The organism is Leifsonia sp. NPDC014704, from assembly GCF_043083605.1.
Taxonomy (GTDB): Bacteria; Actinomycetota; Actinomycetes; order Actinomycetales; family Microbacteriaceae; genus Leifsonia.
In genome coordinates this window covers 230695-249001 of record NZ_JBIBYW010000001.1, presented here as the reverse complement: position 1 = coordinate 249001, position 18307 = coordinate 230695, and the positions used below count along the sequence as shown (strand labels likewise).

Genomic DNA, 18307 nt, shown 5'->3' with positions numbered 1-18307 from the left:
TCAGCCTTTCGCGGTGCGGCGCCGGACGCTCACGAGGCGGTCGACGACGACGAGGAGGACGAACGCGAACACCAGCGCGAGGAGCGCGAAGATGACCGCGACGAAGGGGTCGGACTGGGACACCAGCAGCAGGGAGGTCTGCAGGTTGACGCGGGAGAGCAGCGAGGCGATGGTGAACTCGCCCAGCACGACGGCGACGGAGAGCGCGGAGGCGGCGAGGATGCCGCGCCGCAGGTTCGGCACGAGGACGCGCCAGAACACCGTCCACCAGCCGGCGCCGAGCGACCGGGCTGCCTCGCTGAGGGTGATCATGTCGACGGCGGCGACGTTGCTCTGGATCGCGCGATAGGCGTACGGCAGCACGGTGATGCCATACGCGAAGGCAAGCGTCCAGGCGCCGGAGCCGAAGACCTCGGTCACCACCGCGTAGGTCGGAGCGAGACCGACGACCATCACGATCGCCGGGATCATGATCGGCAGCAGGCAGATCCCCTCCAGCACCCTCCGCAACTTCGGGAACCGCAGTTCGACGAGCACGATCGTCGGCAGCAGCACGAGGAGCACGATCGCGACCGTCACCACCGCCAGAACGAGCGAATTGCCGAGGCCCTGGTAGACGCGGTCGTACCGGGTCGTCTCGCCCGAGAACACGGCCACCCAACGGTCGAGGTTGTACACGCCGGGCTTCGCGGTGCGCAGGGTGAACTCGACCATCGAGAACAGCGGGATGAGGAAGAACAGCCCCAGCAGCGTCCAGATCACGGCACGGACGACGGGACCGGGGCCGAGCCGCAGCTCGGGCGCTCGGCGGCGGACCGGGCGCGGGCGGACCGGGCGCGACTCGACCGCCCGGCTCATCGCTGCCACCGCGCCGTCCGTCGCACCAGGGCCGAGTAGCCGAGCATGACGACGACCATCACCAGCAGCATCCCGAGCGCCATGGCCCCGGCCAGGTTCGCCCGGCCGAGCACGGTCTCGCTGATGAGCGCCTGCCGGATCTGCAACGACACGATGTTGTTCGCCTGGCCGACGAGGGCCGCGGCCGTCGCGTACGACGAGAACGCGTTGGCGAACAGCAGCAGCAGGCTGCCGAGGAACGACGGGAGGAGGATGGGGCCGCCCACGCGCGTCCAGTACGTCCAGCGGCTGCCGCCGAGCGTCGCCGTCGCCTCCAGCCACTGCGGGCGGAGTCCCTCCAGGGCCGGCATGAAGGTGATGACCATCAGCGGGATCTGGAAGTAGAGGTACGGGAGGATGAGGCCGGGCACCGTGTACAGCCAGACGCCGTTCTCGTAGATGTTGATGTGCGCGACGTTCCGCAGCAGCACCGTCACCAGTCCCTGCGCGCCGATCGTCGCGATGAAGGCGAAGGCGAGCATGACGCCGCCGAACTGGGCGAGGACGCTGCTGGCCGAATCCACCAGGGAGCGCGTCACCCCGCCGGATCGCGAGCGGAGCAGGGCGAAGCACAGCGCGGCTCCGGCGATCGCGCCGACGACGGCGGTCACGGCCGAGAGCCAGAACGCGCCGAAGAAGGAGCCGGCGATCGCGGGCTCGGCGAGGCCGGTGAGGTTCGCCCAGGTGAAGCGGCCGGCGTCGTCGAGGAAGCCGCTGCCCACCGCGACGACGGTCGGGACGGCGAGGAACACCAGCACGTAGAACGCGAACGGGGTCAGCCCCAGCACCGCGGCCGCGCCGGTCCTGCGGCGTCGTCCTGCCCGCTCGACCGCGGGCCGGGCGGACGACGGCCGCCGCCGGGTCTCCGTCTCGGAGACTCCGGCGGCGGTGCGTCCGACCGCAGGCGCCGCGGCGCCTGTGACGGTCTCGGTCATCAGCCGACCGCGTTCGCCCACTTGGCGTTCAGCAGGGTGCCGGCGTCGGTGGCCTGCTTGTCGCTCATGACGGCCACCTCATCCAGCTTGCCCGGGAACTCGTCCTTGTCGAGCGTCCCGGCCTTCTCCATCGCGTCGACGCGCGCCGGGTAGGCGCCGCCCTTCAGCCACGCGTTCTGGGCGGCGTCGCTGTAGAGGTACTCCTCCCAGAGGCGCGCAGCCGCGGGGTGCGGGGCGTCCTTGTTGATGGCCTGGTTGTAGTAGCCGACGTACGCGGTGCCCGGGAGCACGACATACTTCCAGTTCACGCCGCCGCCCTTGATGGTGTCGGAGGTGGCGTAGCCCTTCTGGTTGAACGACCAGTCGAGCAGCACCGGGGTCTCACCCGAGGCGATGGTGTTCGGCTTGCCGTCGGCGGCGTTCCAGTTGCCGGCCTTCTTCAGCTTGGTGAACCAGTCGATGCCGGGGGTCAGGTCGTCGAGCGTCCCGCCGTTCTGCAGGGTGGCGTACGCGACGGCGCCGGCCGCTGCGGCCGCCTGGGTCGGGTTGCCATTCAGCGCGACCGCGCCCTTGAACTCCGGCTTCAGGAGGTCGTCGAACGACTTCGGCGCGGTCTTGATCTTGTTGGCGTCGTAGCCGACCGCCATGACGCCGTAGTAGCCGACCTTCCAGAGGCCGTCCTTCTCCTTCTGGTTCGCGGGGATGTCGTCCCAGCCGGTCGGCTTGTACGGCGCGAAGTACTCGGTGTTCGCGAGAGCGACCGAGGAGCCGATGTCGAAGGTGTCCGGAGCGGTGTCCTGGCCCTTGAGCTTCTTGGCGGCGTCGATCTCCTCCTGGCTGGAGGCACTGTCCTGGCTCGGGTTGATCGTGATGCCGTACTTCTTGGTGAAGCCGTCGAAGATCTCCTGATAGTTCGCCCAGTCGCCCGGGGTCGCGATGATGTTGAGGCTGCCCTCCTTCTTCGCGGCCGCGACCAGCGCGTCCATCCCGCCGGCCGACGCGACGTCGGTGGCGGAGTTGATCTTCGCGGTGTCTGCGGTGCTGGCGCTCGCGCCACCGGAGCAGGCGGAGAGCGAGAGTGCGACGACGGCGGCCGCGGCGGCGAAGCCGGCGACACGTGCGCGCTTGTTGATCACGGGTTTCCTCCAGTGCAAGGTGTCGACCGGGCGGAGCGCCCGGACGTGGTCACGGTAGGAAGGCCAGGCGTCCGGGCGGTCGCGCGCCGGTGACGACGCGGTGAACGTCCGGTGTCCGGGGTTGTCGATAGGGTCGTCGCGTGGTCGAACAGGTCTCCCCCGCACTCGCACGTCGCATCGCGCTGGCCGCGCAGGGCTTCGGCCGTCCGCATCCCGACACGGTCGGCACGCGGCAGCTCAACGGGCTGATGGACCGCCTGCGCCTGCTGCAGATCGACTCGGTCAACGTCTTCGAGCGCAGCCATTACCTCCCGGCGTTCGCACGCCTGGGCGCCTACGACCGCGGCCTCCTCGACCGGCTCACCTTCGACGCGCGCGGCCCGTACACCGAGTACTGGCCGCACGAGGCCGCCTTCATGCGGACGGAGGACTGGCCGCTGTTCGCCTGGCGGATGCGCGACTACCGCGCCCGGTACGGCGGTCCGGGGAGCTGGTTCGAGGTCAACGAGAGCACGGTCGAGTGGCTGCGCGGCGAGCTCGCCGAGCGCGGGCCGCTGGTCGCGGGCGAGATCGAGCACGACGCGAACCACCGCACGGGTCCGTGGTGGGGCTGGTCGGAGGTGAAGCGCGCGCTGGAGCGGATGTTCCTGTTCGGCGAGGTCGCGATCGCCGGGCGCACGCGATTCCAGCGCCGGTACGGGCTGGCCGCCGACGTGCTCCCCGCGAGCGTGCTGCAGCAGACCGTGAGCGATGAGGACGCGATCCGCGAGCTCCTGCGCCGGGCCGCCGTCGCGCACGGCATCGGCACCGCGCGCGACTTCGCCGACTACTACCGCATCACGGGCCCGCGCGTCTCCGTCGCCCTGCAGGAGCTGGAGGATGCAGGCGAGCTCGTCCCCGTCCAGGTGCCCGGCTGGGAGAGCGCCGGCCGGCCGCTGCGCGCGTGGATGCACCGCGATGCCCGCAAGCCGCGGCAGATCGAGGCCGCGGCGCTGCTGTCGCCGTTCGACCCGGTGGTCTGGTACCGCGACCGGGCCCTGCGGATGTTCGGCTTCCACTACCGCATCGAGATCTACACGCCGGCACCGAAGCGCGTGTACGGGTACTACTCGCTGCCGATCCTGCTCGACGACGCCCTGGTCGGGCGTATCGACCTGAAGAGCGACCGGCAGGCGGGCGTCCTGCGCGTGCAGTCGGCGTGGACGGAGCCGGGCGCTCCCCCGGCGACGATCGACCGGCTCCTCCCGCTGCTGGATTCGACGGCCGCGTGGCAGGGGCTGGAGCGCGTGGAGGTCGCCGAGGGTGCGCGCGGCGACCTCGCGCCGCTCCTCGCGGGTGCGCTGCGGGCGGGGGTAGGGTTCGGGGCATGACGACGTCACCGCTGGACTATCTGGATCAGGACGGGGCCGACGAGGCCGACTACGAGACGCCGATGCGCGAGCTGTACGCGTACCACGACGGCGACACTTGGCTCGACGGGATCGTCACCGGGGTCAGGCCGCACGCCGCCGCCGACGGCGGTACGCTGGTGCAGTTCGACGAGCGGCTGTGGGTTCCGGCGCGCGAGGTGCGACAGTCGGACCACTACGTCGCCGTGCTGCTCAATCCGGACTCCGAGGTCTACGCCGAGGTCATCCAGTCGTTCGTCGACGGGCAGCCGAAGGACGTCATCCGCGACGTCTCGATCGTGGGCGACGACAATGTGGGCACCGAGTGGCGTCCGATCGACGAGCCGCGCACCGGCTCGCGCGTCCGGTACCGCTACACGGGCACCGCCGAGCTGCCGGTCTCCGACCAAGAGGCGAGCGCGTAGCGGTCTCGCTGCACCGCCTGCGTCGGAGCTCCGCCACCTCCCGTCGGAGATTCCGCCGCATCCGCCCCGGATCTCCATCCGCACCGCGGTGCGTCGGAGATCTGCGGCGGTTTTACCTACGCAAGCAGAACGCCCCCCAGCCGCTAGGCGGTGCGGCGCTGCAGGGTCAGCGCCCCGAAGACGACCGCGGCGACCGCGAACGCCCCGATGATGAGGAGCTGACCGCCCACGTAGGCGGCGTCGTGCGAGTTCGTCGCGACGGCGTTCAGCGCATCCACCGCGTGCGACAGCGGCAGCCAGTCGCTGATCTCCTTCAGGCCGGCGGGGAGCTGGTCGCGCGGGAGGAAGATCCCGCCGAGCAGGATCTGCGGGAACACCAGCAGCGGCATGAACTGCACCACCTGGAACTCGGTGCGGGCGAACGCGCTCGCGAACAGTCCAAGGGTGCTGCCGAGCACGGCATCCGTCACCGCGACAGCCACCAGCAGCCACGGGTCGCCCTTCACATCGAGCCCGCACACCCACAGCGCGTACGCCGACGCGACGAGCGCCTGCACCACCGCGAGCAGCCCGAACGCGAGCGTGTAACCGAGGATGAAGTCGCTGCGGCCGAGCGGCATCGAAAGCAGCCGCTCCAGGGTGCCGGTCCTCCGCTCCCGCAGTGTGGTGATCGAGGTCACCAGGAACATCACGATGAACGGGAACAGGGCGAGGATGGCCGGGCCGATGGTCTGGAACACCGGGGTGTCGGTGAAGATCCAGGCGACGAGCCCCACGAGGAGCGCGGGCACCACCAGCAGGAGCACGACGGTGCGCGGGTCATGACGGATCTGGGTGAGCACGCGGCCGGTGGTCGCGAGCGTGCGCGTGGGGTTCATGGCGTTCCCACCTCCGTTCCGCTCTCCGACTCGGCATCCGGCTCCGCTTCCGGCAGGGCATGCCGGGCGTGGTGGCGGCGCAGCAGGGCGAGGAAGGCGCCCTCGGCGTCGACGGCTCCCGTCTCGGCGAGCAGCTCCGCCGGGGTCGCATCGGCGAGCACGGCGCCCTCGCGCATCAGGATGAGGCGGTCGCAGCGGCTGGCCTCATCCATCACATGGCTCGACACCAGGAGGCTGGTGCCAGCCTCGGCGAGGCGGTGGAACAGCGCCCACAGCTCGACGCGGAGCAGCGGGTCGAGGCCCACCGTCGGCTCGTCGAGCACGAGGAGGTCGGGCGAGCCGAGCAGGGCCGCGGCGAGGGAGACCCGGCTGCGCTGACCTCCCGACAGGGTCGAGACCAGGCGACCGGAGTGCTCGTCGAGGTCGGTCGCCGTGATCGCGCGGTCGACGTCGGCGCGGCCGGCGCCCAGCACCCGGCGGAAGTACTCGAGGTTCTGGCGGATGGTGAGGTCGTCGTAGACGCTGGCCGCCTGGGTGACGTAGCCGACCCGGTGGCGAAGGGCCGCGGTGCCGGCGGGCTGGCCGAGAACCGTCACGGTGCCCGACTTGACCTTCTGCACGCCGACGACCGCGCGCATCAGGGTCGTCTTGCCGCAGCCGCTCGGCCCCAGCAGGCCGACGACCTGGCCGCGCGGGATGCGGAGGTCGAGGCCGTGCAGGACGTCGGTGCGTCCGCGCCGCACCCGAAGCCCCTCGATGGCGATCGCATCGGCGAGGGCGTCGTCGCCCGCTTCCGCGGACGTTCTCCGCGAATTCATCATGTGATGAATTATTCGCCTGTGGGATGCTTCGCGTCAAGAGGTGCGTCCGGCGCTCCGAACAGGTGCCACTGCACGACGGCGCCGACGCGACGCGCGAGCTCCTCCCGGGGCGTGCCGGCGATGGGCTCGACCCGGAGGGCGTACCGCGTCATGATCAGGCCGACCAGCTGGCTGGCGGCGAGCTCGGCGCGCAGCTCCGCATCCTCTCCCCCGACCAGCCCCGCGAGCTTCGAGAGGACCTCGCGCACCAGGAACTCGCGCACCATGCGCGTGCCCGGGCCCGAGCTGAGGACGGTGCGCAGGATGACGACCATGCGTCGGCCGGACTTCTCGTCATCCAGACGTTCCAGCAGGTAGGCGACCAGTCGCTCGCCCATGTCGTGCTGGGTGCCGGCGAGGATCAGATCCACTGCGCGGTCGGGCCGGAGCGGCGCCTCGAGCGTCGCGGTGAACAGGTCGGCCTTGTCGTCGAAGTAGTGGTGGACGAGCGCCGGGTCGACGCCCGCACGCCGGGCGACCGCCCGCAGCGACGCCGCCTCGTACCCGCGCTCGGCGAACTCCTCCGCCGCCGCACGCATGATCGACGCCCGCGCGGACCCGGCCCCGCGTTCCTTCCGCGGCCGTCCGGGACGTCGCCGCGTCGCTGCTTCGCTCACGGCCCCATTCTGCACGCCGCGGCGCAGATCGAGGGTGCTGTCCACAGCCGATGCGCTTGCTTCGAGTGTGATGAGAACGCGGTGAGAGCCCGCTCCGCCGAAGCTAGGATGAGGTCTGCGCATCTGCTCGACCCGGCGCCTGGCACACAAGGAGTTCTGCGAACATGGAATGGCTCATTCCGGTCATCATCGTCGTCGTGATCGTCGCGATCATCGGGATCTACCTGTGGGCCACCTACAACTCGCTGGTCACCCTCAAGGTGCGGGTGGACGAGGCGTGGAGCGACATCACGGTCCAGCTGAAGCGCCGTGCCGATCTCATCCCGAATCTGATCGAGACGGTCAAGGGATACGCCGCGCACGAACGAGGCGTCTTCGAGTCCGTGACGCAGGCGCGCGCCGAGACGCTCTCCGCGCAGACGCCGGGTGAGGCGTCCGTCGCCGAGAATCACATGCAGACCGCGCTGAAGAGCATCTTCGCCGTGGCCGAGGCCTACCCGCAGCTGCAGGCCAGCCAGAACTTCCTGCGCCTGCAGGCCGACCTGGTCGACACCGAGGACAAGATCCAGGCGTCGCGTCGGTTCTACAACGGCGGGGTGCGCGAGTTCAACACCAAGATCAAGGTGTTCCCCAACAACCTGTTCGCCCGACGCCTGGGCTTCACCGAGCGCGAGTTCTTCGAGGTCGACAACCTCGCCGCGATCGCCGAGCCCCCACGCGTCCAGTTCTAGGGCGTAGATGTACAGGGCGATCGCCAGGAACAAGCGCAACACCGTCTTCATCATCCTGCTGTTCCTGGTACTCATCGGTGCGCTCGGATGGCTGGCGGCGTACATCTACCAGAGCTACACGATCCTTGTCGTGGTGCTCGTCGGAGCGGTGCTCTACGCGCTCTTCCAGTACTACCTGGCCAGCAGTCAGGCGCTGAGCATGTCGGGGGCCATCCCGATCCAGAAGGCGGACAATCCCCGGCTGTGGAACGTCGTCGAGAACCTGTCGATCACGACGGGTACGCCCATGCCGGCCGTCTATATCGTCAACGACCCGGCGCCCAACGCGTTCGCGACCGGCCGCGACCCCGAGCACGCCTCCGTCGCCGCGACGACCGGCCTGCTCGACATCATGACCGACGCCGAACTCGAGGGCGTCATGGCGCATGAGCTGGGGCACGTCCGCAACTACGACATCCGGCTCGGGATGATCGTCTTCGGCCTGACCGTGGCGATCGGCTTCATCGCCGACATCTTCCTCCGCATGGCGTTCTTCGGCGGCAACCGCAACAACAACAACAACGGCGGCGGAAACCCGGTCGTGCTGGTGTTCGGGCTGATCGCCGCGATCGTCGCTCCTCTGGTGGCGACCCTCGTGCAGCTGGCCGTGTCGCGTCAGCGCGAGTACCTCGCCGACGCCACCGGTGCGATGACGACCCGCCACCCGGACGCCTTAGCCAGCGCGCTGCTGAAGTTGGAAGCGTACGGCCGTCCGATGCAGAAGCAGAACTCATCCATGGCCCACCTGTGGATCAACGACCCGCTGAAGCCGGGCCTCATGGCGCGTCTGTTCTCCACCCACCCCCCGATCCCCCAGCGCGTCGAGCGCCTGGAGGAGATGGGCGGCAGCTTCTAGCCGCCGAAGTGCACCTTGTGGCTGCTATTCCGGCGGTTGAGCGACCACGACGTGCACCTCGGCGGGTCAGGGACCGAGGACGCGGCGCAGGTAGGCGTTCTCGAAGCGCCGCTCGGGGTCGAGGCGGTCGCGGACCGCGAGGAAGTCGTCGAAGCGCGGGTACGTGGCGCGCAGCGCGTCCGCATCCCGGCTGTGCAGCTTGCCCCAGTGCGGGCGCCCGTCGTGGGCGACCATGATCTCTTCGACCGCGGCGAAGTACTCGCGCTGGTCCTCCCGGTAGTACCGGTGCACGGCGATGTAGCCCGTCTCGCGCCCGTACGCCGTCGACAGCCAGTTGTCGTCGGCCGCGGCGCTCCGCACCTCGATCGGGAACGAGATCCGCCATCCCTTCCGCTCGATGAGCGCCTTCACCTCGGCGAGCGCCTCGGGCACGGCCTCCCGCGGCAGCGCGTACTCCATCTCCCGGAATCGCACCGTGCGGTTGGTGACGTACACCTGCGGCGCGTGGTCGGTGAAGTCGCGGTTGCCGGTGAGGCGCTGCGCGAGCCGGCTGAACGGCGGGATGACGGCGGGCGCCGCCGTGCCGAGCGCGCACACTCCCCGATAGAGGCCGTTGGCGAGCAGTTCGTCGTCCACCCATCGTCCGACCCGCGGGAGCGGCTTCCGTTCGGCCGTCAGGGGCAGGCGCGTGTTGGTCTTGGTGAGGGCGGTCTCGGTGTGCGGGAACCAGTAGAACTCGAAGTGGTCCTCCGCCGCCGACCGCTCCAGGTACGACTCCATGGTCGCCTGCAGCGGTTCGGGCCGCTCGACGGCCTGCAGCAGGTACGCGGGAACGCACTGCAGGGTGATGTCGACGATGACGCCGAGCGCGCCGAGCCCCAGGCGCGCAGCAGGGAGCAGCTCGGCGTTCTCCGTCTCGTCGATGTGCAGCAGCTCCCCCGTGCCGGTGACCAGGGTGAGCCCGACGATCTGCGTCGCCAGGCCGCCGAACGATCCGCCCGTGCCGTGTGTGCCGGTGGAGGTCGCCCCGGCGATCGTCTGCCGGTCGATGTCCCCCATGTTCTCGAGCCCCAGGCCGTGCGGCCGCAGCAGCCGCGGCAGCTGGTGGAGGTGCGTGCCGGCCGCGAGCATCACGCGCCCGCGTTCGAGGTCGACGTCGCGGATGCCGTTCACATCTTCGAGGTCGAGCTGCACACCCGGTGCCACGGCGATGCCCGTGAAGCTGTGCCCGGCGCCGACCGCTTTGACGCGCATCCCGGTCCGGTTCGCCGCCTGCACCGCGCGCTGCACCGCCTCGGCCGTGGCCGGGCGCTCCACCCGTTGCGGGCGCACCGCCTCGGTCCGGCCCCAGTTGCGCCACAGGCCGCCGACCGCCGTCACAGGAAGACCTTCCCGTCGCCGCGGTAGGTCGCGGCTTCGCCGACGACGCGCGCCCGACCGTCCACGGTGTCCACCAGCTGGAAGGCGTCGACGTGCTCGCTGAGCTCGCCGGACTTCGTGTGCCGCAGCCAGACCCGGTCGCCGATGCGCAGCACGCCGGCCGCGGCGCCGGTGAGCGGCGTCTGCACCTCGCCGGCCATCTCGCGCGCGACCATGCTGAGGCCGGTCGGCCACTCGACCTTCGGCATCCGGTCGGGCCCCGGCGGCCCCGAGGCGATCCAGCCGCCGCCGAGCAGAGTCGCCGTCTCCGGGTTCGGCCGGCGCACCACGGAGAGGGCGAAGGATGCGGCCGGCGCCGGATGGAACGACCGGTAGGTGTCGAACAGATGACCGCCGAACAGTCCGCTGCCCGCCGCGATCTCGGTGACCGACTCGTCGGAGGCGGTGAACTCGATGGAGCCGGTCCCGCCGCCGTTCACGAACTCCAGATCCGCGATGCGACGCACGGCGGCGACCGCCTCCCCGCGCCGGCCGAGGAGCTCGTCGCGGGAGTTCTTCTGCATCCACCGCAGCGTCGCACCCCACGCCGGCTTGCCGGGCAGGTTGTCGCCCTGGCCGGCGATCTGCGCCTCGTACCCCATCATCCCGACGAGCGCGAAGCCCGGGCGCCGCACGATCTCCTCGGCGACTGTGCGCACCGACGCCGCCGAGTGCAGCGGCGACCGGAACACGCCGACGTGACCGAGCACCGGCGCGAACCAGGAGGAGTCGAGCTCGAGGCACAACCGGATGGTCTCCCGCTGCGCCGGCGGAACCACCGCGTCGATGAAGTCGAGGTGGGCTATCGAGTCGACCATGAGCGTGACGCGGGCAGCGAGCTCGGGAGACGCGGCGAGCCGCGCGATCGCCGCGCGGTCGGCCGTCGGGTAGCCGACCACGACGTCCTCGATCGGCGAGTGCTCCGCGTCGCCCTCCGCGAGCCACAACGCCTCCGGAAGCGTGTATGCGAGCACGCCCGAGTACCCGGGAAGGGCGAGCACCGCATCCATCACCGAGCGCACCCGCACCGACTTGGAGGCGACCCGGATGGCCTTCGCCGGCCGGTCGGACGGCCCGGCCGCCCGACGCAGCAGGTCGTGGACGTTGTGCCGCAAGGCGGGCAGGTGGAGCACCGCGAGCGGAGGGTCGAGCCGCGCGGTCGCCGCGGAGAGCGACGGCCAGAACACGTCGGGCGTCGTCCAGGTCCGCTCGGCCGGGGCCGGCGGGGTGGACAGGTCGAGGTCGCTCATCAGCGCACCGCTTTCACTCGGGCGACCGCAAGCGCTCCCGCGAACGCGAACACGGCCGACAGGACGAACAGGCCGGCGAAGCCGCCCAGCGCCGCCACGATCATCGCGCCGAACAGGGGCGCGACCGCCTGCGGCACGGCCAGGGCGATGTTCATGATGCCGAGGTCCTTCCCGCGGCTCTCCGGATCGGGCAGCACCTGAGTGGCGAGCGCCTGATCCACCGATAGGAAGCAGCCGTAGCCGATGCCGAGGAGCGCCGCGGCGACGACGGCGACCGACAGCTGCGGGACGAACGCGAGCAGCAGCGCCGCGACGCCCTGCACGGCAGAGGACGCGAACACGAACGCCTTGCGGCGGCCCAGACGGTCGGACAGCCGGCCGAGCACGAGCGACGCCACGATCACGAAGACCATGTAGACGAGGATGAGGATGAGCAGGTCGTCGTCGGCGTTCGGGTCGCGCAGGCCGAACTCGAGGAAGTAGAGCAGCAGCGACGTGCCGAACGCGTTGCCGAAGTTGACCAGCACGCGACTGAGCAGCGTCCACCCGAAGTCGGGATGCTCGCGCGGGCTGATCCACAGTCCCTCGACGACGCCGCGGAACGACATCCGTTCGCGCAGCTCCACCGGCAGCACCGCGTCCGGCAGGAACAGGAACGGCAGCACGAGCACCACCAGCAGCACCGCCATCGCCGTGTAGCCGACGAACGCGCCGACGAAGACGTAGGTGACCAGGGCGACGCCGAGGATGATGCCGATCGCCTGGGGCGCGCTGATCCAGCCGCTGACGTATCCGCGCTGGTCGACCGGCACCTGGTCGCTGATCGTGGCGGTGAGCGCGGCGGTGAGGATGCAGAAACCGGTCAGCGCGAGCGACCAGAACACGCCCATCCCGACCATGGTGGTCTGAAGCCCCAGCAGCACCAGGGAGACGGCGAAGACGACGGCTCCGGCGGCGATCCACGGGCGGCGGCGGCCGAAACGGCTGGTGGTGCGGTCGGAGAGAGCGCCGGTCAGCGGGTAGGCGACGATGGCGCACACCCCGGAAATGCCCGAGATGACCCCGAAGGCGACCACGTTGTCCACCCACCAGTCGGAGTGCAACTGCGCCTGCACCTGGTCGGGCAGGAGCTTCTGGATGGGCGCGAGCTGCGCCATCCACACGCCCAGCCAGGCGACGGCGAAGGCGGCGATCCACCGTCCGGGGACCTTGCGCACCGGCTCGGCGAAGACCGCCGGCGTCGTCGTGTTCGTCATCGTGCACCTGCGTTCGTCGAGGGGGCGGGGGTGTGGTGCGTGGTGCGGTGGTGCGGTTCGGAGGTCGGGACGGCGAGGGCGGCGAGGGCGTCGGCCGCCACATCCATCACGGCGGCGGCCGCTGCGTCGTCCCGGGTGACCAGCCAGCCGACGGTGAGCCCGTCGGTGAACGAGACCAGGATGCGGGCGATCTCGTCGAGCGGACGCGTCCACTCGTATCCCGCCAGGCGCGCGGTCTCTGCCGCAGCGTGCGCCGCGACCTCGTGGTAGCGCGCGTACTGCCGGCGCGCGAGCGGCTCGAATCCCGGCTCGCGCAGTGCCCAGTGAGTCAGCTCGAACATCGCCTTCTCGCGGCCGGGATCGGCGCGGACGCCGTCGAAGTAGTGCTGGAGGCCCGCGCGGACCGCGTCGCGCATCCCTGCCCCTCCGGCCTCGACGGTGAGTGCGGGCGCGAAGTCGGTCTGCTCGCTGCCGACGGCGGCCTCGATGAGTTCGGCCATGAGTTCGTCACGCGATTCGAAGACGTAATGGAAGCTGGCCAGCGGCATGCGGGCCTCGGCGACGATCCGGCGGGTCGTGGCGGCGGCGACACCGTCGCGGGCGATCACGCGCAGGGCGGCCTGGACCAGGGCGGTGCGACGGTCTGCGACCGGGATGCGCGTCATCCGGACTCCTCGGGCTCCACCCGCGCTCCGTCGCGCGGGGAAAGTGGGACAGTTGACCCACATCACAGTATGCCGCAAATGCGGGCGATTCGTTTGACACCGGCTATCAGTACCCCCTGGAATGGGGTGGAATGCGGGGATTTACGAGCGACGTGTCACCACCAGTCCGGCCACGGGGGTCGCGCCGACTGGTGTCCGTCGCTGCCGTCGCAGCGCTCGCCGTGCTCCTGCTCAGCGCTGCTGGCCTGATCGGCGCCGCTCCCCCCGCCACCGCGTCACCGCCCCCGCCCGGCGCACCGACGTCCGCACTCGCAGTATCCGGTTCCACCGCAGCATCCGGCTCCACCGCAGTCCGCTCCTCCGCAGCACAGTCACCCGCAGCCTCGTCCGCTGCAGCCTCCTTCTCCTCCGGCTCCGGCACATCGCCGGCGTCCGCTTCCGCGCGCCCGGCGGCCGTTCCGACGCCGTCGGCCGTCTCGCCGACCGACACCTCCTCCCCGTCCGACACCCCCACCCCGACCCCGACGCCGAGCCCGGTGAGCATCGACCGCCTCCCGGATCTGGTGCGCAGCTTCCCCCTGGCTGTCTCGGGCACCGCGACGCCGACCGACACGATCTCCGTCTCGGCCGGCTCCTCCCCGGGAAGCGCGCAGAGCTGCACCGCCACGGTGGATGACGACGGCGACTGGCGCTGCACCCTCGCCTCGCTGCCCGACGGCCCCGGCGTCTCCGTCCGCGCCGAATCCACCCTGAGCGGGTCCTACAGCGCCCGGGTGGATGTGCTGCACCCGCCCGTGATCGCCGGTACCGGCGCCGTGTCGACCGGCGGCAGCGTGCGCGGCACCGCTTACCCCGGCGCGAGCGTCACGGTCACCGCCGACACCGGCGCGAGCTGCACCTTCCCGGCGGACGCGAACGGCGGCTGGGCGTGCGTGCTCAGCGGCTCGCTGCCGGATGGACGCCACACCGTGACGGCGATGCAGACGGCTCCGTTCTCGTCGCAGGCGTCCGCATCCAGCGGCCGGGTCACCCTCGATGTGGACCGCACGGCTCCCGCCGCCCCGGGCATCACCTCCCCGCCGAGCGGGACGTCCGTCCTCGCCGGTGCGGCGGTCGCGTTCGGCGGCACGGGCGAGACCGGCGCGCATGTGACCCTCTACGCCACCACCGCCCAGGGCACGACCGTGGTCTGCACGGCGGACGTCGCCGCAGGCGCCTGGATGTGCCAGGGCGCCCTCCCCGAAGGCGCGTACACGCTCTCCGCCCTGCAGCGGGACGCCGCGGGCAACGTGAGCGCCGGGAGCAACGCCGTCACCCTCGGCGTCACGGCAGCCACCACGCCGTCGACGCCGTCGCCGACGCGCACGCCGACCCCGACGCCGACCCCCGTGGTGCCGGTGCCGCCCGCCGCCGGTGGCGGGACGGGTGCCGGACCACTCCATCCCGACACCCGCGGGTGGATCGCGACGCCGTTCTCCAACGCCTCCGCTCCGGTCGTGACGGCGGCCTCGCTGCCCGGGTGGATGCGCTCGGTCGGTCTCGCCGTCGCCGCACTCCTCCTGCTGGTCCTGCCGGCGCGGCTGCTGACCGCCGCACTCGCCCGCGGGCGCGCCGCCCGCGCGGATCGGGAGCGCCGCCGAGTGTCCGTGTTCGGCCGCAACCGGCCGCGTTCCGACGTCGCGGAGGCCTCGGCGCTGTTCGGCGCCGCAGCGCGGTCGGAGCGGACGCCGACACCTGACAACGGACCCGCCGCGGGTGGGTCGCCGTCCACGCCGGCTCAACCGCGCTGGCTCGTTCCCGTGGTCGGTATCGCCGCGGCCGTGCTGGTGACCCTCTCCACGCCGCTCTCCGACCCGGGCGCCTACCTGCGGGTCCTGCTCGCCATCGGGATCGCCGTCGCCGGCGTGAACGCTGTGTGGGTGCTCGCCGGTCGCGCCCTGGCGCCGCACTTCGGCCTCCCCGTGCCGCGCCTCACCGTGCGGCCGGAACTGCTCGTCGTGGTCGCGGTCGCGGCCTTCGGCTCCCGCCTGCTCGGGCTCTCCCCCGCACTGCTGTTCGCCCTCGTGCTCGGGCTCTCGATGGCGCCGCACGCCGGCCGCGCGCGCCGCGGACGGATCGCGGCCGTGCAGATCTCGGCGGTCGCGGCCCTGGGTGTGCTCGCCTGGCTCGCGGTCGGGCTGCTGCCGACACCGACCGGGGCATTCAGTGCGTTCGTGGTCGAACTCGTCAACGCGCTCGCCCTGATCGGCATCGGCTCGGCGTCCGTCATACTGCTCCCGCTCGGCGGCCTCGCGGGCCGTGCCGTCGCTCAGTGGTCGCGCTGGCTCTGGGGCGGGCTCAGCCTCGTCGTGTACACGGTCCTGTTCGCGCTGCTCCTGCCGGTGGCCTCCCTCGTCGAACGGGGTGTCGGCGTTGTCGTCATCGTCGGTGTCGCTGCCGGTTTCGCCGCGGCCAGCGTCGCGGTGTGGCTGTGGGAGCGCTACGTCGCGCCGGCGCTCGACCGCACGGTGCCGTGACCGGCGTCAGGATGCGCTGAGCGCATCCACGTAGAACCAGCCGCGCCCCTCGCGCGCGAACCGCGAGACCTCGTGCAGGCTCCCCCGCTCGCTGCCCTTGTAGTACGCGACGAACTCCACCACGCCGTCCCGGTCGAACGGACCTCCGCGCTCGGTGCGCTCGATGTCGAGGCGGTACCAGCGGAGCCCCGGGTCGAGCTCCAGCTCGTCGGGTCGGGTGGACGGATGCCAGCTGCGGAGCAGATACGCGGCGTCACCGAGGGCGAAGGCGCTGAAACGTGATCGCATCAGACGCTCCGCGGTCGGGGCCGGGTCGCCGCGGTGCAGCGGACCGCAGCAGGCGTCGTATGTCTCGCCGCTCAGGCAGGGGCACCGGGTGGTCACGGATCGAGCCTAACCGGCCGTGGCGGGCCCGAGTGGAGGCCCGGCCGGCGCCCGCGTCGGGGGATCCCGGGCACCGGCCGGACCGAGGACACCTCACCAGAAAGGGTGTCTGCGACGAGTGTGCCGCAGAAGGTTGGAGAAGGACTCCGGAACGGCTGAGGGAGTTCGCAGACGCGGCGTGCGGCGGCGACGGTGTAGCGTTGATCGCATGGAAGGTCTGCTCATCGGATTCATCTGGCTCGTCGTGATCGTCGGTGGCGGGATCGCTGCAGCCGCGATCGTCCAGATGGTCAAGTCGCCCTACCGCGACCGCTAGACCTCGACCGGCGGCCGTCCGCGCCGCTCGTCGGCCCGCTGCACCATCGGCCCCCATAGCCCAATCGGTAGAGGCAGGCGACTTAAACTCGCCCGAGTGTGGGTTCGAGTCCCACTGGGGGTACTCGGCCGCCGGGCGCGCTTGCGTCGGTAAAACCGGCCCGAAACTCCGACGGACCGCGGTGCGGATGGAGTTTCGGCGCGATCGGGAGCAAATCTCCGACTGGAGCGCCTCGACCGGACGACGAAGGCCCGGCCCCTGCGGGACCGGGCCTTCGCGCGGCGTTCGCTCCGCGAACTACTTCGCGGTGACCTCCGCCGGCTGCTTCTCGGCAGCGGGCTTCTTGCGGGCCGAAGCCTTCTTCGCCGGCTCCTCCGGAGCGGCCTCGACGGCCGGCTTCGGGCGGGCGGCGAACTCCTCGAAACCGGCGCGCGGGTGCTGCACGGCCTCGAGCGACACGATGTCGCGTCCGAGCCACACGTTGTTCCACCAGCCCCAGATGACGCGCCACTTGCGCTCCCACGACGGCATGGCCAGGCCGTGGTAGCCGCGGTGGGCGAGCCAGCCGATGACGCCCTTCATGGCGATCTTGCCGGACTGGAGCACGCCGACGCCCACGCCGAGGCCGGCGACCGCACCGAGGCTCTTGTGGTAGTACTGGCGCGGGAGCTCGCCGCGCAGCGACGCCACGATGTTCTTCGCGAGTAGCTTGCCCTGGCGCACCGCGTGCTGGGCGTTCGGCACGCAGTAGCCGCCGACGCCCGCACCGGTCAGGTCGGGGACGGCCGAGACATCGCCGGCGCCCCAGGCGTCCTCGACGATCTCCTCGTCGGTGCCCACGCGGAGGTCGGCACGGACGCGGAGGCGGCCGCGCTCCTCGATCGGGAGGTCGGTGTGACGCACGATCGTCGGGTTCGCCATGACGCCGGCGGTCCACACGATCAGGTCGGTCTCGAAGGTCTCGCCAGTCGACAGCTGGATCACGCCGTCCACCGCGCTCTGCAGCTGGGTGTCGAGGTGGATCTGCGCCCCGCGCTCCGCGAGGTTCTTGATCACCCAGTGGCTGGTCTTGAGCGACACCTCCGGCATGATCCGGCCCATGGCCTCGATCAGGTGGAAGTGCGTGTCCTCGAACGACAGCTCCGGGTAGCGCTTCAGCAGCGCGCTGGCGAACGAGCGCAGCTCGGCGAAGATCTCGATGCCGGCGAAGCCGCCGCCGACGACCACCACGGTGAGGAGGCGGTCGCGCTCCGGGCCGGCCGGCATGCCGGCAGCCTTGTCGAAGTTGGTGAGGAGCTGGTCGCGGATGTACACGGCCTCCTCGATGTTCTTGAGGCCGACCGCCTGGTCCGCGACGCCCGGGATCGGGAACGTGCGCGAGACGGCGCCCGCCGTGACCACGACGATGTCGTACTCGAACTCGTACGCCTCCCCGATGGGCGGCTGGATGGTCGCCACCTTGCGTGCGTGGTCGACGTAGGTGACCTTCGCGGTGATGATGTTGGTGGTCTTGAGGTGGCGGCGGTGCGCGACGACCGCGTGACGCGGCTCGATCGACCCCGCGGCGACCTCCGGGAGGAACGGCTGGTACGTCATGTACGGCAGCGGGTCGACCATGGTGACCTCAGCCTCGCCCGGGCGGAGCTGTTTCTCGAGCTTCCACGCGGTGTAGAAGCCGGCGTATCCGCCGCCGACGATCAGGATTTTGGGCACAGTGAAGCGTCTCCTCTAACCGATAA

17 protein-coding genes and 1 tRNA gene are annotated in these 18307 nt (G+C 71.1%); 6 read left to right on the top strand and 12 right to left on the bottom strand.

Annotated features, from left to right (window positions below; translation table 11 throughout):
• The 3 genes from ACF1AJ_RS01255 to ACF1AJ_RS01245 are packed head-to-tail and all read right to left on the bottom strand — an operon-like array spanning window position 1 to window position 2968.
• Complete coding sequence (locus ACF1AJ_RS01255) at window positions 1-867, bottom strand: ABC transporter permease (protein ID WP_391505800.1); 867 nt, start codon at window positions 865-867, stop codon at window positions 1-3.
• Window positions 855-1853 (bottom strand): ABC transporter permease, encoded by a 999-nt coding sequence (locus ACF1AJ_RS01250; protein WP_391505799.1) that lies wholly within the window; start codon window positions 1851-1853, stop codon window positions 855-857. Before ACF1AJ_RS01250 ends, ACF1AJ_RS01255 begins: the two co-directional genes overlap by 13 nt.
• The gene (locus ACF1AJ_RS01245) at window positions 1832-2968 is read right to left on the bottom strand and encodes an ABC transporter substrate-binding protein (RefSeq protein WP_391505798.1); all 1137 of its coding nucleotides are present in this window, start codon (window positions 2966-2968) and stop codon (window positions 1832-1834) included. The genes ACF1AJ_RS01250 and ACF1AJ_RS01245 overlap by 22 nt, the downstream gene beginning before the upstream one ends.
• A gap of 140 nt (window positions 2969-3108) precedes the next feature.
• Between ACF1AJ_RS01245 and ACF1AJ_RS01240 the strand changes: the two genes are divergently transcribed.
• Together ACF1AJ_RS01240 and ACF1AJ_RS01235 are read left to right on the top strand one after the other, a co-directional pair.
• Window positions 3109-4338, top strand: coding sequence for a winged helix-turn-helix domain-containing protein (locus ACF1AJ_RS01240; RefSeq protein ID WP_391505797.1), 1230 nt, complete (start codon window positions 3109-3111; stop codon window positions 4336-4338).
• Window positions 4335-4781 carry a hypothetical protein gene (locus ACF1AJ_RS01235; RefSeq protein ID WP_391505796.1) on the top strand — a complete coding sequence of 149 codons (447 nt, stop codon included), beginning with the start codon at window positions 4335-4337 and terminating at the stop codon, window positions 4779-4781. The genes ACF1AJ_RS01240 and ACF1AJ_RS01235 overlap by 4 nt, the downstream gene beginning before the upstream one ends.
• Before the next feature lie 143 nt (window positions 4782-4924).
• Here ACF1AJ_RS01235 and ACF1AJ_RS01230 read toward each other — a convergent pair whose 3' ends face one another.
• Genes ACF1AJ_RS01230 through ACF1AJ_RS01220 form a run of 3 tightly spaced genes read right to left on the bottom strand, consistent with a single transcriptional unit; the run spans window position 4925 to window position 7136 of the window.
• On the bottom strand, window positions 4925-5659 hold the full coding sequence (locus ACF1AJ_RS01230) for an ABC transporter permease (protein WP_391505795.1): 735 nt from the start codon (window positions 5657-5659) through the stop codon (window positions 4925-4927).
• On the bottom strand, window positions 5656-6480 hold the full coding sequence (locus tag ACF1AJ_RS01225) for an ABC transporter ATP-binding protein (RefSeq protein ID WP_391505794.1): 825 nt from the start codon (window positions 6478-6480) through the stop codon (window positions 5656-5658). The genes ACF1AJ_RS01230 and ACF1AJ_RS01225 overlap by 4 nt, the downstream gene beginning before the upstream one ends.
• An 8-nt stretch (window positions 6481-6488) precedes the next feature.
• Window positions 6489-7136, bottom strand: a complete 648-nt coding sequence (locus ACF1AJ_RS01220) for a TetR family transcriptional regulator (protein WP_391505793.1) — start codon at window positions 7134-7136, stop codon at window positions 6489-6491.
• 164 nt (window positions 7137-7300) lie between these two features.
• On the opposite strand from ACF1AJ_RS01220, the gene ACF1AJ_RS01215 reads away from it, so the two are divergent.
• On the top strand, window positions 7301-7867 hold the full coding sequence (locus ACF1AJ_RS01215; RefSeq protein WP_018191575.1) for a LemA family protein: 567 nt from the start codon (window positions 7301-7303) through the stop codon (window positions 7865-7867).
• Between the two features lie 7 nt (window positions 7868-7874).
• Window positions 7875-8762, top strand: coding sequence for a M48 family metalloprotease (locus ACF1AJ_RS01210; protein ID WP_391505792.1), 888 nt, complete (start codon window positions 7875-7877; stop codon window positions 8760-8762).
• A gap of 66 nt (window positions 8763-8828) precedes the next feature.
• Here ACF1AJ_RS01210 and ACF1AJ_RS01205 read toward each other — a convergent pair whose 3' ends face one another.
• Genes ACF1AJ_RS01205 through ACF1AJ_RS01190 form a run of 4 tightly spaced genes read right to left on the bottom strand, consistent with a single transcriptional unit; the run spans window position 8829 to window position 13352 of the window.
• Window positions 8829-10142, bottom strand: coding sequence for a D-arabinono-1,4-lactone oxidase (locus ACF1AJ_RS01205; RefSeq protein ID WP_391505791.1), 1314 nt, complete (start codon window positions 10140-10142; stop codon window positions 8829-8831).
• Window positions 10139-11431: an amino acid deaminase/aldolase gene (locus ACF1AJ_RS01200; protein WP_391505790.1), complete on the bottom strand. Its 1293-nt coding sequence runs from the start codon at window positions 11429-11431 to the stop codon at window positions 10139-10141. The genes ACF1AJ_RS01205 and ACF1AJ_RS01200 overlap by 4 nt, the downstream gene beginning before the upstream one ends.
• Window positions 11431-12687, bottom strand: a complete 1257-nt coding sequence (locus ACF1AJ_RS01195) for an MFS transporter (RefSeq protein ID WP_391505789.1) — start codon at window positions 12685-12687, stop codon at window positions 11431-11433. Before ACF1AJ_RS01195 ends, ACF1AJ_RS01200 begins: the two co-directional genes overlap by 1 nt.
• Window positions 12684-13352 carry a TetR family transcriptional regulator C-terminal domain-containing protein gene (locus ACF1AJ_RS01190; RefSeq protein WP_309861324.1) on the bottom strand — a complete coding sequence of 223 codons (669 nt, stop codon included), beginning with the start codon at window positions 13350-13352 and terminating at the stop codon, window positions 12684-12686. The genes ACF1AJ_RS01195 and ACF1AJ_RS01190 overlap by 4 nt, the downstream gene beginning before the upstream one ends.
• A gap of 191 nt (window positions 13353-13543) precedes the next feature.
• On the opposite strand from ACF1AJ_RS01190, the gene ACF1AJ_RS01185 reads away from it, so the two are divergent.
• On the top strand, window positions 13544-15868 hold the full coding sequence (locus ACF1AJ_RS01185) for an Ig-like domain-containing protein (RefSeq protein WP_391505788.1): 2325 nt from the start codon (window positions 13544-13546) through the stop codon (window positions 15866-15868).
• A 6-nt stretch (window positions 15869-15874) separates the two neighbouring features.
• Here the strand turns inward: ACF1AJ_RS01185 and ACF1AJ_RS01180 are convergent, their stop codons facing one another.
• Window positions 15875-16252: a YchJ family protein gene (locus ACF1AJ_RS01180; RefSeq protein ID WP_391505787.1), complete on the bottom strand. Its 378-nt coding sequence runs from the start codon at window positions 16250-16252 to the stop codon at window positions 15875-15877.
• A 365-nt stretch (window positions 16253-16617) separates the two neighbouring features.
• Between ACF1AJ_RS01180 and ACF1AJ_RS01175 the strand changes: the two genes are divergently transcribed.
• Window positions 16618-16691 (top strand) — tRNA-Leu (locus ACF1AJ_RS01175).
• A 174-nt stretch (window positions 16692-16865) separates the two neighbouring features.
• On the opposite strand, the gene ACF1AJ_RS01170 is transcribed toward ACF1AJ_RS01175, so the two are convergent.
• Complete coding sequence (locus tag ACF1AJ_RS01170; protein WP_391505786.1) at window positions 16866-18281, bottom strand: NAD(P)/FAD-dependent oxidoreductase; 1416 nt, start codon at window positions 18279-18281, stop codon at window positions 16866-16868.
• Window positions 18282-18307 lie beyond the last annotated feature (26 nt).

Excerpts from the sequence above, each read along its gene's own strand:
- ACF1AJ_RS01235 (WP_391505796.1), top strand. The coding sequence starts at position 4,335 with ATGACGACGTCACCGCTGGACTATCTGGATCAGGACGGGGCCGACGAG.
- ACF1AJ_RS01230 (WP_391505795.1), bottom strand. The coding sequence starts at position 5,659 with ATGAACCCCACGCGCACGCTCGCGACCACCGGCCGCGTGCTCACCCAG.
- ACF1AJ_RS01225 (WP_391505794.1), bottom strand. The coding sequence starts at position 6,480 with ATGATGAATTCGCGGAGAACGTCCGCGGAAGCGGGCGACGACGCCCTC.
- ACF1AJ_RS01215 (WP_018191575.1), top strand. The coding sequence starts at position 7,301 with ATGGAATGGCTCATTCCGGTCATCATCGTCGTCGTGATCGTCGCGATC.
- ACF1AJ_RS01210 (WP_391505792.1), top strand. The coding sequence starts at position 7,875 with ATGTACAGGGCGATCGCCAGGAACAAGCGCAACACCGTCTTCATCATC.
- ACF1AJ_RS01200 (WP_391505790.1), bottom strand. The coding sequence starts at position 11,431 with ATGAGCGACCTCGACCTGTCCACCCCGCCGGCCCCGGCCGAGCGGACC.
- ACF1AJ_RS01195 (WP_391505789.1), bottom strand. The coding sequence starts at position 12,687 with ATGACGAACACGACGACGCCGGCGGTCTTCGCCGAGCCGGTGCGCAAG.
- ACF1AJ_RS01190 (WP_309861324.1), bottom strand. The coding sequence starts at position 13,352 with ATGACGCGCATCCCGGTCGCAGACCGTCGCACCGCCCTGGTCCAGGCC.